This is a genomic window from Stappia indica (genome assembly GCF_009789575.1).
GTDB lineage: Bacteria > Pseudomonadota > Alphaproteobacteria > Rhizobiales > Stappiaceae > Stappia > Stappia indica_A.
Genome location: NZ_CP046908.1, coordinates 1003544 through 1016292 on the forward strand (window position 1 = coordinate 1003544; position 12749 = coordinate 1016292).

The following is a 12749-nucleotide window of genomic DNA, read 5'->3' on the forward strand; positions in this document are numbered from 1 at the left end:
CCGCCTGTTCGCGGCAAAGCGCAATGGGCAAGCTGTCAGGAGCGCCCGCCGCGCTCCCGCCGCAGCTTGTCCCAATAGTCGAGGCGCTTGCGCAGCTCGCGCTCGAAGCCCCGCTCGGGCGGGTCGTAGAAGCGCTGGCGGCCCATCGCCTCGGGAAAGTAGTCCTGCCCCGAAAAGCCGTCCGGCTGGTCGTGGTCGTAGGCATAGCCGTCGCCATAGCCTTCCGACTTCATCAGCTTGGTCGGAGCATTGAGGATGTGCTTGGGCGGCGCCAGCGAGCCGTGCTGCTTGGCCGCGCGCATCGCCGCCTTGTAGGCGACATAGGCGCCGTTCGACTTCGGCGCCGTCGCCAGATAGACGACCGACTGCGCCAGCGCCAGCTCGCCCTCGGGCGAGCCGAGCATCTGGTAGGCATCGCGCGCTGCATTGGCCTGGACCAGCGCATTGGGATCGGCAAGGCCGATGTCCTCGACCGCCATGCGGATCAGCCGCCGGGCGAGGAACAGCGGATCCTCGCCGCCGTCCAGCATGCGGCAGAACCAGTAGAGCGCGGCATCGGGATCGGACCCGCGCACCGACTTGTGCAGCGCCGAGATGAGATTGTAGTGGCCGTCGCGCGACTTGTCGTAGACCGGGGCGCGGCGCTGAACCAGCTCCTGCAGCCGCTCGGCATCGAAGGTCTCCCCGCCCCGCGCGGCGCGCCAGACATCCTCGGCCAGCGTCAGCGCGGCACGCCCGTCGCCATCGGCCATGCGCAACAGCGCGGCGCGCGCGCCCTCATCCAGCGGCAGCGGCCGCCCCTCCTCCGCCTCGGCGCGGGCGAGCAACCGCTCCAGCGCCTCGCTGTCGAGCGTGCGGAAGGTGAGCACATGCGCCCGCGACAGCAGCGCGGCATTGAGCTCGAAGCTCGGGTTCTCGGTGGTCGCGCCGACCAGCGTCACCGTGCCGTCCTCCATGACGGGCAGGAAGCTGTCCTGCTGGGCCCGGTTGAAGCGGTGGATCTCGTCGACGAAGAGCAGCGTCGCCTTGCCGGTGAGGCGCGAGGCGCGGGCGGCCTCGAACACCTTCTTCAACTCGGCAACGCCGCTGAAGATCGCCGAGATCTGCTCGAAGCGCAGGTCCGTCGCATCCGCCAGCAGCCGCGCCACCGTGGTCTTGCCGGTGCCGGGCGGGCCCCAGAACACCAGCGAGCCGAGCGAGCCGGTCTCCAGCATGCGGGTCAGCACGCCGTCGGGGCCGAGCAGGTGATCCTGCCCGACCACGTCGGAAAGCTGCGCCGGGCGCAGCCGGTCGGCGAGCGGCCGGCGGGTCTGCGCCCCGAGCCCTGCAGACTGGAAGAGATCGCTCATCGGAAGATGCCCTGTTCCTGCCGCCTCAGCCTCGCAGCGCGATCCGCAGCACCCGGCCGCCGCGCCGGATCTCCAGGCGCCACACGCCCGGATCGCTGCCGGCGATGCGCTGCAGGGTACGGCTGGTGTCGACCTCGCGGCCGTTGATGGTCTGGACCACGTCGCCGACCTGCAGCCCGACGCGGGCGGCCGGCGAACCCGGCTCGACCTTGGCGATGACGACGCCGGTGTCGAACCCGTCGAGCCGCAGCTCCTCGGCAACAGCGGGCGACAGGTTCATCACCGTCGTGCCGGCAAAGGGCGAGAAGTCTGAAATCTCCCGCGCATCGCGCGGGGTCGTCTCGGGAGCGGCCTCCAGCGCCACCTCCAGCTTCACCTCGCCGCGCGGCCGCAGCACCGTCAGCGTCGTCGAGGATCCGACCGTGCGGGTGGCGAAGCGGTAGCCGAAGCTGTCGGGGTCGGTCACTTCCGTATCACCGACATGGGTGATCAGGTCTCCGACCTTGAGCCCGGCCCGCTCCGCCGGGCTGCCCGCGCCGACGACGGTGACGAGAACGCCGCTGGGACGGTCGAGGCCGAGCGCCTCGGCGATCTCCGCGCTGACGGTCTGCAGGCTGGCGCCGAGCCAGGGCCGGCGCACGCGGCCATCGTTCTCCGCCGCATCGACGACGAAATGCACCATGTTCGAGGGAATGGCGAAGCCGATGCCGTTCGACCCGCCGGAGCGGGAGAAGATCGCCGTGTTGATGCCGACCAGCCGGCCCTGCATGTCGACCAGCGCGCCGCCGGAATTGCCCGGATTGATCGCCGCATCCGTCTGGATGAAGAACTGGTAGTCGGAGACGCCGACCCGGGTGCGGGCCAGCGCCGAGACGATGCCTTGCGTCACCGTCTGGCCGACGCCGAAGGGATTGCCGATGGCCAGTACGATGTCGCCGACGGCGAGCGTGTCGGAATCGGCGAACTCGATATGCGGGAAGGTCTCGGACGCATCCCGCACCCGCAGGATGGCAAGATCCGTGCGCTCGTCCTTCAGCACGATCTCGGCGTCGAACTCCCGCCGGTCGGCCAGCGCCACCCGCACCGCGTCCGCTTCGGCGATCACGTGGTTGTTGGTGACGATGATGCCGTCGGCCGACACGATGACGCCGGAGCCGAGCGAGGACTGCACACGCTCGCGCGGGCGCCCCATGTCCTGCCCCGGCCCGCCGAAGAAGCGGCGGAAGAACGGATCGTCGAAGAAGGGCGAGACCGGGCGGCTCTGCACCGTGCGGCTGGCATAGACGTTGACGACCGCGGGCGCAGCCTGCTGCACCACCGGCGCGAAGGACAGGCGCAGCTCGGCCGCATCGCGCGGCACGCTGCGCTCCTGGGCACCGGGCGATGCAGCGCCGGCGAACGCAATGAGAAGGACGGTGGCAAGCGCGAGCGAAGCGCGGCCTGCGAGGGCGTAGACGGACATCCCGGGAAACCTCACCGATTTGCGGCGCCGGGCATGGCCGGAACGACTCATGCCCCGCCTTTGGACAGTCGAGCCAAACCTAACAAAAAAGGCGACCCGAAGGCCGCCTTTCCGTGTGCGAATGCGAACGCGAGGTTCGCCCGCAAGATCAAGCCGCAGCTTCGGCGCCCTCGGCAGCCTCGTTGCGCGCCCGGTCGACCGCGCCCTTGGCGTCGACGTCGCGATCGACGAACTCGATCACGGCCATCGGGGCGTTGTCGCCGTAGCGGAACCCGGCCTTGAGGACGCGCGTGTAGCCGCCGTTGCGGCCCTTGTAGCGCTCGGCAAGCGTGTCGAACAGCTTGCGAACGAGGGCAACGTCGCGGATCTGCGCGATCGCCTGACGGCGGGCATGCAGGTCACCACGCTTGCCGAGGGTGACGAGCTTTTCCACGATCGGCCGCAGTTCCTTGGCCTTCGGGAGGGTCGTCACGATCTGCTCATGCTCAATCAGCGAAGCGGACATGTTGGCAAACATCGCCTTGCGATGGCTGGATGTCCGGTTGAGCTTGCGGCCGCGATTGCCGTGGCGCATGGCTCTCTCCTTTTTGTCTGGCGGTCACGTCTCTTGCGTGCCGCCGCCTGTCCCTTGGAAGACCGCGCTTTCGCGCGATCAGTACTGATGATCCTCGTAGCGCTTGGCGAGCTCGTCGATGTTCTCCGGCGGCCAGTTGGCCACTTCCATGCCGAGATGGAGACCCATCTGGGCGAGAACTTCCTTGATCTCGTTGAGCGACTTGCGGCCGAAGTTCGGGGTGCGCAGCATCTCCGCCTCGGTCTTCTGAATGAGATCGCCAATATACACGATATTGTCGTTCTTCAGACAGTTGGCCGAACGCACCGACAGCTCCAGCTCGTCGACCTTCTTCAGAAGCGCCGGGTTGAACGCGAGCTCGGGGACGGTGTCCTCCTTCACTTCGCGACGCGGCTCTTCGAAGTTGACGAAGATCGAAAGCTGGTCCTGCAGGATACGCGCCGCAAATGCGACGGAATCTTCCGGAGAAACCGAACCGTCGGTCTCCACGTTCAAGGTCAGCTTGTCGTAGTCGAGAACCTGGCCCTCACGGGTGTTCTCGACCTTGTAGGAGACCTTCTTGACCGGGGAGTAGAGGCTGTCGACCGGGATAAGCCCGATCGGAGCATCTTCCGGACGGTTGCGCTCCGCCGGCACGTAGCCCTTGCCGGTGTTGACCGTGAACTCCATGCGGATCTCCGCGCCCTCGTCGAGGGTGCAAAGGACGAGATCGGGGTTGAGAACCTCGATGTCGCCGACCGTCTGGATGTCGCCGGCCGTCACCACGCCCGGACCCTGCTTGCGCACGACCATGCGCTTGGGGCCCTCGCCCTGCATGCGCAGCGCGATTTCCTTGATGTTCAGGACGATGTCGGTGACATCTTCCCGCACGCCCGGAATGGACGAGAACTCGTGCAGGACGCCGTCGATCTGCACCGCCGTCACTGCCGCGCCCTGGAGCGAGGACAGAAGCACGCGGCGCAGGGCATTGCCCAGCGTCAGACCGAAGCCGCGCTCAAGCGGCTCGGCGACGACCGTACCGACGACACGCGGGTCGTGGCCGGGCTTCACCTCGAGCTTGTTCGGCTTGATCAGTTCCTGCCAGTTTTTGTGAATGCTCAATTCTTATCCTCCGGCTGTCCCGCCGGTCTCGAGGACCGGCCATGCTGTGCCATGGGAATGAACGATATGCGGCTGAGCGTCAGACGCGGCGGCGCTTGCGCGGACGGCACCCGTTGTGCGGGATCGGCGTCACGTCGCGGATCGAGGTCACCATGAAGCCGGCGGCCTGCAGGGCGCGCAGAGCGGACTCACGGCCCGAACCGGGACCGCGAACCTCGACCTCGAGGGTGCGCATGCCGTGGTCGGCCGCCTTGCGGGCAGCGTCCTCGGCCGCGACCTGGGCCGCATACGGGGTCGACTTGCGCGAGCCCTTGAAGCCCATCGCACCGGCGGACGACCAGGAGATCGTGTTGCCCTGTGCGTCGGTGATGGTGATCATCGTGTTGTTGAACGTGGAGTTCACATGCGCCACGCCGGAGGAAATATTCTTTCGCTCGCGGCGGCGGACGCGCGTGGTGTCTTTAGCCATGTCTTTGTCCTTTGGTCGATCTCGTCACCGCCGTAAGTCGGCGGCTCCACCGGGCCTGATTGCCAGTGAGATTACTTCTTCTTGCCGGCAATCGGCTTCGCCGGACCCTTGCGGGTGCGGGCGTTCGTATGGGTACGCTGGCCGCGCACCGGAAGACCGCGACGATGACGCAGGCCGCGATAGCAGCCAAGGTCCATCAGACGCTTGATGTTCATGGCCGTCTCACGACGCAGGTCGCCCTCGACGATGTAGTCGCGGTCGATGGTCTCGCGGATCGCGAGCACTTCGGCGTCGGACAGCTCGTTGACGCGGCGCTCGGGAGCGATGTTCACCTTCTCGATGATTTCCGCCGCGAACTTCGAGCCAATGCCGTGAATGTACTGAAGCGCGATGACGACGCGCTTGTTGGTCGGGATATTTACACCTGCGATACGGGCCACTGCCGTCTCCATGTCAATGGCGCGACCTCGGGGTGAGGAGCGCGCCGGGTTATCCCCGCGTCCGGTGGAGCCCGGCCCCTGCGGAGGAAAGCGCAAACGCACCCGTGCCGCGCGTTTCACGCGGCCCGGATGCAGGCGTTTTGCTGGAGCCGCGAGCCTTAGCCCGCAGCTGCCACCGCGTCAAGCGCGGAATCGATCTGTGCCGAGACGGTGTCGATCGGCTTCATGCCGTCGATCCCGACCAGCTGTCCGCGGTTGCGGTAGTAGGGAGCCACCACCGCGGTGTCGCGGTTGTAGGCCTCGAGCCGCTGCTTGAAGACCTCCGGATCGTCGTCCTTGCGGACCGGCTGTCCGGCGGCCTTGGCATCGGCGGCGCGCTTCATGATGCGGTCGACGAGGATCGACTGGTCGACCTCGAGTTCCAGCACCATGTCGAGCTTGAGCCCCTTGCCGGCCAGCATGTGGTCGAGCGCCTCGGCCTGGGCCACGGTGCGCGGGAAGCCGTCGAGGATGAACCCCTTCTGGGCGTCCGCTTCCTCGATCCGGTCGGCGACGATGCCGATGACGATCTCGTCGGACACGAGGCCGCCGGCATCCATCACCGCCTTGGCCTGCAGGCCGACCGGCGTGCCGGCCGCCACTGCGGCGCGCAGCATGTCACCGGTGGAGAGCTGCGGAATTCCGTGCTTCTCGACCAGCCGAGCGGCCTGCGTTCCCTTGCCGGCGCCCGGCGGTCCGAGAAAAATCAACCTCATCTGCGCTTCCCCCTGAGTTTCGCCTTCTTGACAAGGCCTTCGTACTGATGCGCGAGCAGATGGCCCTGGATCTGGGAAACCGTATCCATGGTCACGCTGACGATGATCAGCAGCGAGGTGCCTCCGAAGTAGAACGGAACGCCGGTCGCGGAAATGAGGAATTCGGGTAATAGACAGACCAGGACGATGTAGATGGCACCGACCACCGTGATGCGGGTCAGCACATAATCGATATACTGCGCGGTGCGCTCGCCCGGACGGAAGCCCGGAATGAAGCCGCCATGCTTCTTCAAATTGTCGGCCGTGTCGGACGGATTGAACACGATGGCCGTGTAGAAGAAGCAGAAGAACACGATCAGCGCTGCATAGAGCAGCATGTAGAGCGGCTGGCCGTGGCCGAGCAGCGCGGTGACCGTGGTCAGCCAGCTGGTCTCGTCGCCGGTCGTGCCGAGGCCCGACAGCGTCGCCGGAACCAGCAGCAGCGAGGAGGCGAAGATCGGCGGAATGACGCCGGCGGTGTTGAGCTTCAGCGGCAGGAACGAGGTGTTGCCCTCGAACATGCGGTTGCCGACATTGCGCTTCGGATACTGGATCAGGAGCCGGCGCTGCGCGCGCTCCATGAACACGATCAGCGCGATCACCACGATCGACAGCAGGATGATGCCGATGATGATCGGGGTGGCCAGCGCGCCCTGGCGACCCAGCTCCAGCGTCGAGGCGACGGCCGAGGGCAGGCCGGCGACGATGCCGGCGAAGATGATCAGCGAGATGCCGTTGCCGATGCCGCGGGCGGTGATCTGCTCGCCCAGCCACATCAGGAACATGGTGCCGCCGACCAGCGTGATCACCGCGGAAATGCGGAAGAACCAGCCCGGATCGACCACCACATTGGCGGCGCTCTCAAGGCCGATGGCGATGCCATAGGCCTGGAAGGTCGCCAGAACCACCGTGCCGTAGCGGGTGTACTGGTTGATGACCTTGCGGCCCTGCTCGCCTTCCTTCTTCAGCTGCTCCAGCGAGGGAACAACCGAGGTCAGCAGCTGGATGATGATCGATGCCGAGATGTACGGCATGATTCCCAGCGCCAGGATCGCCATGCGCTCCACGGCACCGCCGGAAAACATGTTGAACAGCCCGACGATGCCCTGCTGCGCCTGGCCAAAGGCCTGCGCGAAGGCATCCGGATTGATCCCGGGCAGCGGCACGTAAGTGCCGAACCGATACACAAGAAGCGCACCCAGTGTGAACCAGATACGCTTCTTCAATTCCTCGGCTTTGGCGAAAGCTGAAAAGTTCAGATTAGCCGCTAGCTGTTCGGCAGCAGATGCCATTCCGGGCTCCGGTCAATTCTCGAGCAATCTGACGTGGGAAAACCCAGGCTTATTCAGCCTGGGCTCCGATAATCGTGACCTTGCCACCGGCCTTCTCGACCGCGGCAAGCGCGTTCTTGGAGGCACCGGCGACCTCGAAGGTCACACCCGCCTTCAGCTCACCATCGGAGAGCAGGCGGACGCCGTCCTTGACGCGGCGGATGACGCCAGCGGCCTTGAGGGCCTCGGCGGTCACCGTCTGGGAAGCGTCGAGCTTGCCAGCATCGATCGCAATCTGGACACGGCCAAGCGAGACCGCGTTGAACGACTTTGCGAAGATGTTGGTGAAGCCGCGCTTCGGCAGGCGACGATGCAGCGGCATCTGGCCGCCCTCGAAGCCCTTGATCGCGACGCCCGAGCGGGACTTCTGACCCTTGACGCCACGGCCGCCGGTCTTGCCCTTGCCCGAACCAATGCCACGGCCGACGCGCATGCGGTCCTTGGTGGCACCCGGATTGTCCCGGAGTTCATTCAGTTTCATCGTATGTCTCCCCGCATCCGTTACGCGTCTTCGACGACGCGAACGAGATGCTGAACCTTCCGGATCATGCCACGCACTTCCGGGGTATCCTTCAGCGTCGAGCGGCGGTGCATCTTGTTCAGACCGAGACCGACGAGCGTTGCCCGCTGGTCCTTCGGGCGCCGGATCGGGCTACCCACCTGCTCGACCGTGACGGTCTTTTCGTTCGCCATGGAACCAAGCCTTTCTCAAGCTGGGGTCGGCAACTGCCGGGTTCAAGCCTCGGCGGCCGGTACGCTGTCGTCGATGTCGCGGCGACGCGACTGGATCTGCGAAACCTTGAGGCCGCGGCGGGCAGCAACCGAACGCGGGCTGTCCTCCTGCTTGAGGGCCTCGAAGGTGGCGCGCACCATGTTGTAGGGGTTTGCCGAACCGAGCGACTTCGCCACCACGTCCTGGACGCCGAGCGTCTCGAACACGGCGCGCATCGGGCCGCCGGCGATGATGCCGGTACCGGCCGGAGCCGCACGCAGCACGACCTTGCCGGCGCCGTGGCGACCGTTGACGTCGTGATGCAGGGTACGACCCTCGCGCAGAGCGACGCGGATCATCGAGCGCTTGGCAGCCTCGGTCGCCTTGCGGATCGCCTCCGGCACCTCACGCGCCTTGCCGTGACCGAAGCCGACGCGGCCCTTCTGGTCGCCGACCACGACGAGTGCGGCAAAGCCGAAGCGACGTCCGCCCTTCACAACCTTGGCGACGCGATTGATGTGCACGAGCTTGTCGACAAACTCGCTGTCGCGCTCGGCGCGATCGCCACCGCGCTCCCGTGTATCCTGTCTCGCCATAATATTCGCTTCCGTTTGTCTGTGAGCGTCTTGACGACGATCAGAATTCCAGTCCGCCCTCGCGCGCGGCGTCGGCCAGAGCCTTCACGCGCCCGTGGTACATGTAGCCGCCACGGTCGAACACGACCTGGGTGACGCCAGCAGCCTTGGCACGCTCTGCGATGAGCTTGCCGACCTCGGCCGCAGCCGAGATGTTGCCGCCGGTCTTCAGCGTGCCACGAAGATCCTTCTCGATCGTCGAGGCGGACGCCAGGGTGCAACCCTGAACGTCGTCGATGATCTGAGCATAGATCTGCTTGGACGAACGGTGCACCGACAGACGCGGACGGCCGTTCATAACCTTCTTGATCGAACGACGGACGCGGTCGCGGCGACGTTCGAAGCCATTGTTTGTCTTCGCCATGATCCGGTCCGTTACTTCTTCTTGCCTTCCTTACGGACGATGAACTCGCCCGCATAGCGGATGCCCTTGCCCTTGTAGGGCTCCGGCGGCCGGTACTTGCGGATTTCCGCAGCTACCTGGCCAACGCGCTGCTTGTCGATGCCGGTGATGATGATCTCCGTCGGCTTCGGGCAAGCGGCCTCGATGCCCTCGGGCATCGCATAGACCACGTCATGGGAAAAACCGAGCGCGAGCTGCAGGTTCTTGCCCTGCACCTGTGCGCGGTAACCGACGCCGGTGATCTCGAGCTTCTTCTCGAAGCCCTTGCTGACGCCCGTCACCAGGTTCTCGACCATCGTGCGGGACATGCCCCACATGGCGCGGGCAGGCTTGCTGTCCTCACGCATGGTGATCGAGATACCATCGTCGTTCATTTCGGCCAGAACGAGGCTGTTGAGCACGAAGGACAGCTGTCCTTTCGGGCCTTTCACCTCGACCATCTGGCCGTTGATCGTTGCCGTTACCCCGCTCGGCACGGGGACTGGCTTCTTGCCAATTCGAGACATATGACCAACCTGTCCAGTTCAATTGCCTGGCAAGGACTGCCGCATCAGAAGATGCGGCAGAGAACCTCGCCACCCACGTTCTGCTCACGGGCATCGTGATCCGCCATCACGCCACGCGGCGTGGACAGGATCGAGACACCCAGACCGTTTGCGACGCGCGGGATATTCTTCACCGAAGAATACACCCGCCGACCCGGCTTCGAGACACGCTCGATCGAGCGGATCACCGGTTCGCCGTCGAAATACTTCAGCTCGATCTCGAGCTCGGACTTGCCGCCCTCGTACTCGACCATCGAGTAGCCGCGGATATACCCTTCCGCGACCAAAACGTCGAGCACATGTTCGCGCAGCTTCGATGCCGGCGTCGAGACCTTGCTCTTGCGCCGCATCTGAGCATTGCGGATCCGGGTGAGCATATCGCCCAAGGGATCAGAAATCGCCATCGGACCGTCTCCTTACCAGCTCGACTTCACGAGGCCCGGGACCAAACCCTTGGAGCCCAGCTCGCGAAGCGCAACGCGCGACATCTTCAGCTTGCGGTAGTAGCCGCGCGGACGACCGGTGACTTCGCACCGGTTGCGCACGCGAATCTCCGCGGAGTTGCGCGGCAGCTTGGCAAGCTTGAGGCGCGCTGCGTAACGCTCCTCGAGCGAGAGACCTTCGTCCTTCGCCGCAGCCTTCAGTTCCGCACGCTTCTCGGCGTACTTCTTAACGAGCCGCTCGCGCCGCTTGTTCTTCTCGATCGCGCTCTTCTTCGCCATCGTCTGTCCTCGTTCTTTCCCGTTTACTTACGGAACGGGAAGTTGAACGCGCGCAGAAGCTCGCGCGCCTCGTCATCATTGTCCGCGGACGTGCACACGATCACGTCAAGGCCCCAGATCTGGTCGACCTTGTCGTAATTGATTTCCGGGAACACGATGTGCTCTTTGATGCCCATGGCATAGTTGCCACGTCCGTCGAAGCTCTTCGCGTTCAGACCGCGGAAGTCACGAACGCGCGGCAGCGCGATGGTGATCAGGCGGTCCAGGAACTCGTACATGCGCTCGCCACGCAGCGTGACCTTGGCACCGAGCGGCATGCCCTCGCGCACCTTGAAGGTGGCGATGGACGTGCGAGCGCGGGTGATCACCGGCTTCTGACCGGCGATCATCGCCAGGTCGTCGGCGGCGATCTTCGCCTTCTTGCTGTCCGCGACTGCTTCGCCGACGCCCATGTTGAGAACGATCTTCTCGAGCGACGGGATCTGCATCGGGTTCTTGTAGTTGAACTTCTCCTGCAGCGCCGGACGGATCTTTTCCAGATATTCCGTCTTCAGCCGCGGAGCGGTCTTGGTCTCAGCCATCGATCAGATCCCCCGAACGCTTGGCCACGCGCACCTTGGTGCCGTCTTCCTTGATCTGGAACCCGACGCGCGTCGGCTTGCCATCCTTGGGGTCGGCAAGCGCCAGGTTCGACACGTGAACCGGCAGCTCCTTCGAAACGATGCCACCTTCCGACTGGGCGGTCTGGCGCTGGTGGCGACGAACCACATTCACGCCACGCACCACAGCCTTGTTATCGTCCGGCAGCATGCGGACGATTTCACCGGTCTTGCCCTTGTCACGACCGGTAAGCACGACGACAGTGTCGCCCTTCTTGATCTTGGCGGCCATTACAAAACCTCCGGCGCGAGCGAGATCACCTTCATGTGGTTCTTCGCACGCAGTTCACGCGGAACCGGGCCGAAGATACGGGTCCCGATCGGTTCCTTGTTGTTGTTGACCAGCACGGCCGCATTGCGGTCGAACCGGATCACGGAGCCGTCGGGCCGGCGGATATCCTTCGCCGTGCGCACAACGACCGCTTTCATCACGTCGCCCTTCTTGACGCGGCCGCGCGGATTGGCCTCCTTGACGCTGACGACGATGATGTCGCCGACGCTGGCATATTTCCGCTTCGAGCCGCCGAGCACCTTGATGCACATGACACGACGGGCGCCGGAATTATCCGCCACGTCGAGGTTTGTTTGCATCTGAATCATGACTGGCCGCCTTATTCTTCTTTCACCGCGCCCGTCACCGGGCGCCGGAAATCACGTCAGTCCGCGGTCGACCCTTCGACAACGGTCCAGGTTTTGGTCTTCGAGATCGGCGCGCATTCCTGGATGAGGACGGTGTCCCCGACCTTGTGCGCGTTGGTCTCGTCGTGCGCCCGATACTTCTTCGAGCGACGAACGGTCTTCTTGTAGAGCGGATGCGTGAAGCGGCGCTCCACACGAACCGTCACCGTCTTTTCGTTGGCGTCGCTGACAACGACACCCTGCAGAACGCGTTTCGGCATTTCGATCTCCTTACGCGCTTGTCGCCACGCGCTTCTCGCGCATGATCGTCTGGATGCGGGCGATGTCGCGGCGCACCTGGCGGACCCGCGCCGTGTTCTCAAGCTGGCCGGTAGCCCGCTGGAAGCGCAGATTGAACTGCTCCTTCTTCAGGCTCTCGAGCTCCGTTCCCAGCTCGTCCATGGTCTTTGCCCGAACGTCTGTCGCCTTCATGGCACTAGTCTCCTGGTCGCGCCTCAGTCGGCGATACGCTGGACGAAGCGGCACTTGATCGGCAGCTTGGCTGCCGCAAGGCGCATCGCCTCACGTGCCGTATCTTCCGGCACGCCGTCGATTTCGAACATGATCCGACCGGGCTTGACCTTGCAGGCCCAATAGTCCGGCGAACCCTTACCCTTACCCATGCGGACCTCGGTCGGCTTCGACGAAACCGGCACGTCCGGGAAGATCCTGATCCAAACACGACCCGCACGCTTCATGTGACGGGTCATGGCACGACGGGCCGCCTCGATCTGGCGCGCGGTCACCCGCTCCGGCTCGACGGCCTTCAGGCCGAAGGCGCCGAAGTTGAGATCCGTACCGCCCTTGGCGGTGCCGTGGATCCGGCCCTTGTGCTGCTTGCGGAACTTCGTTCGCTTCGGTTGCAGCATCTCTTC

At 64.9% G+C, this 12749-nt stretch carries 21 protein-coding genes; all 21 read right to left on the reverse strand.

Features of this window, described 5'->3' with window-relative positions:
• Positions 1–35: 35 nt before the first annotated feature.
• On the reverse strand, positions 36–1349 hold the full coding sequence (locus GH266_RS04680; RefSeq protein WP_158192872.1) for a replication-associated recombination protein A: 1314 nt from the start codon (positions 1347–1349) through the stop codon (positions 36–38).
• Positions 1350–1374: 25 nt separating this feature from the next.
• Positions 1375–2811 carry a DegQ family serine endoprotease gene (locus GH266_RS04685; RefSeq protein WP_158192873.1) on the reverse strand — a complete coding sequence of 479 codons (1437 nt, stop codon included), beginning with the start codon at positions 2809–2811 and terminating at the stop codon, positions 1375–1377.
• Between the two features lie 148 nt (positions 2812–2959).
• Positions 2960–3385 carry a 50S ribosomal protein L17 gene (rplQ, locus tag GH266_RS04690; protein ID WP_067216462.1) on the reverse strand — a complete coding sequence of 142 codons (426 nt, stop codon included), beginning with the start codon at positions 3383–3385 and terminating at the stop codon, positions 2960–2962.
• 78 nt (positions 3386–3463) lie between these two features.
• Entirely contained in the window at positions 3464–4486 is a 1023-nt protein-coding gene (locus tag GH266_RS04695; protein ID WP_067216465.1) for a DNA-directed RNA polymerase subunit alpha, read from the reverse strand.
• 79 nt (positions 4487–4565) lie between these two features.
• Positions 4566–4955, reverse strand: a complete 390-nt coding sequence (gene rpsK / locus GH266_RS04700) for a 30S ribosomal protein S11 (protein WP_158192874.1) — start codon at positions 4953–4955, stop codon at positions 4566–4568.
• A gap of 71 nt (positions 4956–5026) precedes the next feature.
• Positions 5027–5395 (reverse strand): 30S ribosomal protein S13, encoded by a 369-nt coding sequence (rpsM, locus tag GH266_RS04705; RefSeq protein WP_158192875.1) that lies wholly within the window; start codon positions 5393–5395, stop codon positions 5027–5029.
• A gap of 158 nt (positions 5396–5553) precedes the next feature.
• Positions 5554–6150 carry an adenylate kinase gene (locus tag GH266_RS04710; protein ID WP_158192876.1) on the reverse strand — a complete coding sequence of 199 codons (597 nt, stop codon included), beginning with the start codon at positions 6148–6150 and terminating at the stop codon, positions 5554–5556.
• A complete protein-coding gene (secY, locus tag GH266_RS04715) occupies positions 6147–7481 on the reverse strand; it encodes a preprotein translocase subunit SecY (protein WP_158192877.1) in 1335 nt (444 codons plus the stop codon). Before secY ends, GH266_RS04710 begins: the two co-directional genes overlap by 4 nt.
• 49 nt (positions 7482–7530) lie before the next feature.
• On the reverse strand, positions 7531–8001 hold the full coding sequence (gene rplO, locus GH266_RS04720) for a 50S ribosomal protein L15 (protein WP_158192878.1): 471 nt from the start codon (positions 7999–8001) through the stop codon (positions 7531–7533).
• Between the two features lie 20 nt (positions 8002–8021).
• Entirely contained in the window at positions 8022–8213 is a 192-nt protein-coding gene (rpmD, locus tag GH266_RS04725; RefSeq protein WP_067216479.1) for a 50S ribosomal protein L30, read from the reverse strand.
• A gap of 42 nt (positions 8214–8255) precedes the next feature.
• The gene (rpsE, locus tag GH266_RS04730) at positions 8256–8828 is read right to left on the reverse strand and encodes a 30S ribosomal protein S5 (RefSeq protein WP_067216481.1); all 573 of its coding nucleotides are present in this window, start codon (positions 8826–8828) and stop codon (positions 8256–8258) included.
• A 40-nt stretch (positions 8829–8868) separates the two neighbouring features.
• The gene (gene rplR / locus GH266_RS04735) at positions 8869–9231 is read right to left on the reverse strand and encodes a 50S ribosomal protein L18 (RefSeq protein WP_158192879.1); all 363 of its coding nucleotides are present in this window, start codon (positions 9229–9231) and stop codon (positions 8869–8871) included.
• 11 nt (positions 9232–9242) lie between these two features.
• Positions 9243–9776 carry a 50S ribosomal protein L6 gene (gene rplF / locus GH266_RS04740; protein WP_158192880.1) on the reverse strand — a complete coding sequence of 178 codons (534 nt, stop codon included), beginning with the start codon at positions 9774–9776 and terminating at the stop codon, positions 9243–9245.
• A gap of 44 nt (positions 9777–9820) precedes the next feature.
• Positions 9821–10219, reverse strand: coding sequence for a 30S ribosomal protein S8 (gene rpsH, locus GH266_RS04745; protein ID WP_067216487.1), 399 nt, complete (start codon positions 10217–10219; stop codon positions 9821–9823).
• A gap of 12 nt (positions 10220–10231) precedes the next feature.
• The gene (gene rpsN / locus GH266_RS04750; RefSeq protein WP_067216490.1) at positions 10232–10537 is read right to left on the reverse strand and encodes a 30S ribosomal protein S14; all 306 of its coding nucleotides are present in this window, start codon (positions 10535–10537) and stop codon (positions 10232–10234) included.
• 23 nt (positions 10538–10560) lie between these two features.
• Complete coding sequence (rplE, locus tag GH266_RS04755; RefSeq protein WP_067216492.1) at positions 10561–11118, reverse strand: 50S ribosomal protein L5; 558 nt, start codon at positions 11116–11118, stop codon at positions 10561–10563.
• Positions 11111–11428, reverse strand: coding sequence for a 50S ribosomal protein L24 (gene rplX, locus GH266_RS04760; RefSeq protein WP_158192881.1), 318 nt, complete (start codon positions 11426–11428; stop codon positions 11111–11113). The genes rplE and rplX overlap by 8 nt, the downstream gene beginning before the upstream one ends.
• A complete protein-coding gene (rplN, locus tag GH266_RS04765; protein ID WP_067216497.1) occupies positions 11428–11796 on the reverse strand; it encodes a 50S ribosomal protein L14 in 369 nt (122 codons plus the stop codon). Before rplN ends, rplX begins: the two co-directional genes overlap by 1 nt.
• Before the next feature lie 56 nt (positions 11797–11852).
• A complete protein-coding gene (rpsQ, locus tag GH266_RS04770; RefSeq protein ID WP_067216498.1) occupies positions 11853–12095 on the reverse strand; it encodes a 30S ribosomal protein S17 in 243 nt (80 codons plus the stop codon).
• 10 nt (positions 12096–12105) lie between these two features.
• Positions 12106–12306: a 50S ribosomal protein L29 gene (rpmC, locus tag GH266_RS04775; protein ID WP_067216501.1), complete on the reverse strand. Its 201-nt coding sequence runs from the start codon at positions 12304–12306 to the stop codon at positions 12106–12108.
• A gap of 23 nt (positions 12307–12329) precedes the next feature.
• A complete protein-coding gene (rplP, locus tag GH266_RS04780; protein ID WP_067216503.1) occupies positions 12330–12743 on the reverse strand; it encodes a 50S ribosomal protein L16 in 414 nt (137 codons plus the stop codon).
• Positions 12744–12749 lie beyond the last annotated feature (6 nt).

Excerpts from the sequence above, each read along its gene's own strand:
- rpsE (WP_067216481.1), bottom strand. The coding sequence starts at position 8,828 with ATGGCGAGACAGGATACACGGGAGCGCGGTGGCGATCGCGCCGAGCGC.
- rplN (WP_067216497.1), bottom strand. The coding sequence starts at position 11,796 with ATGATTCAGATGCAAACAAACCTCGACGTGGCGGATAATTCCGGCGCC.
- rplQ (WP_067216462.1), bottom strand. The coding sequence starts at position 3,385 with ATGCGCCACGGCAATCGCGGCCGCAAGCTCAACCGGACATCCAGCCAT.
- rplP (WP_067216503.1), bottom strand. The coding sequence starts at position 12,743 with ATGCTGCAACCGAAGCGAACGAAGTTCCGCAAGCAGCACAAGGGCCGG.
- GH266_RS04685 (WP_158192873.1), bottom strand. The coding sequence starts at position 2,811 with ATGTCCGTCTACGCCCTCGCAGGCCGCGCTTCGCTCGCGCTTGCCACC.
- rpmD (WP_067216479.1), bottom strand. The coding sequence starts at position 8,213 with ATGGCGAACGAAAAGACCGTCACGGTCGAGCAGGTGGGTAGCCCGATC.
- rpsK (WP_158192874.1), bottom strand. The coding sequence starts at position 4,955 with ATGGCTAAAGACACCACGCGCGTCCGCCGCCGCGAGCGAAAGAATATT.
- rplR (WP_158192879.1), bottom strand. The coding sequence starts at position 9,231 with ATGGCGAAGACAAACAATGGCTTCGAACGTCGCCGCGACCGCGTCCGT.
- rplF (WP_158192880.1), bottom strand. The coding sequence starts at position 9,776 with ATGTCTCGAATTGGCAAGAAGCCAGTCCCCGTGCCGAGCGGGGTAACG.
- GH266_RS04710 (WP_158192876.1), bottom strand. The coding sequence starts at position 6,150 with ATGAGGTTGATTTTTCTCGGACCGCCGGGCGCCGGCAAGGGAACGCAG.
- GH266_RS04680 (WP_158192872.1), bottom strand. The coding sequence starts at position 1,349 with ATGAGCGATCTCTTCCAGTCTGCAGGGCTCGGGGCGCAGACCCGCCGG.
- secY (WP_158192877.1), bottom strand. The coding sequence starts at position 7,481 with ATGGCATCTGCTGCCGAACAGCTAGCGGCTAATCTGAACTTTTCAGCT.
- rpsN (WP_067216490.1), bottom strand. The coding sequence starts at position 10,537 with ATGGCGAAGAAGAGCGCGATCGAGAAGAACAAGCGGCGCGAGCGGCTC.
- rpsH (WP_067216487.1), bottom strand. The coding sequence starts at position 10,219 with ATGGCGATTTCTGATCCCTTGGGCGATATGCTCACCCGGATCCGCAAT.
- rplE (WP_067216492.1), bottom strand. The coding sequence starts at position 11,118 with ATGGCTGAGACCAAGACCGCTCCGCGGCTGAAGACGGAATATCTGGAA.
- rplO (WP_158192878.1), bottom strand. The coding sequence starts at position 8,001 with ATGAAACTGAATGAACTCCGGGACAATCCGGGTGCCACCAAGGACCGC.
- rpmC (WP_067216501.1), bottom strand. The coding sequence starts at position 12,306 with ATGAAGGCGACAGACGTTCGGGCAAAGACCATGGACGAGCTGGGAACG.
- rplX (WP_158192881.1), bottom strand. The coding sequence starts at position 11,428 with ATGGCCGCCAAGATCAAGAAGGGCGACACTGTCGTCGTGCTTACCGGT.
- rpsQ (WP_067216498.1), bottom strand. The coding sequence starts at position 12,095 with ATGCCGAAACGCGTTCTGCAGGGTGTCGTTGTCAGCGACGCCAACGAA.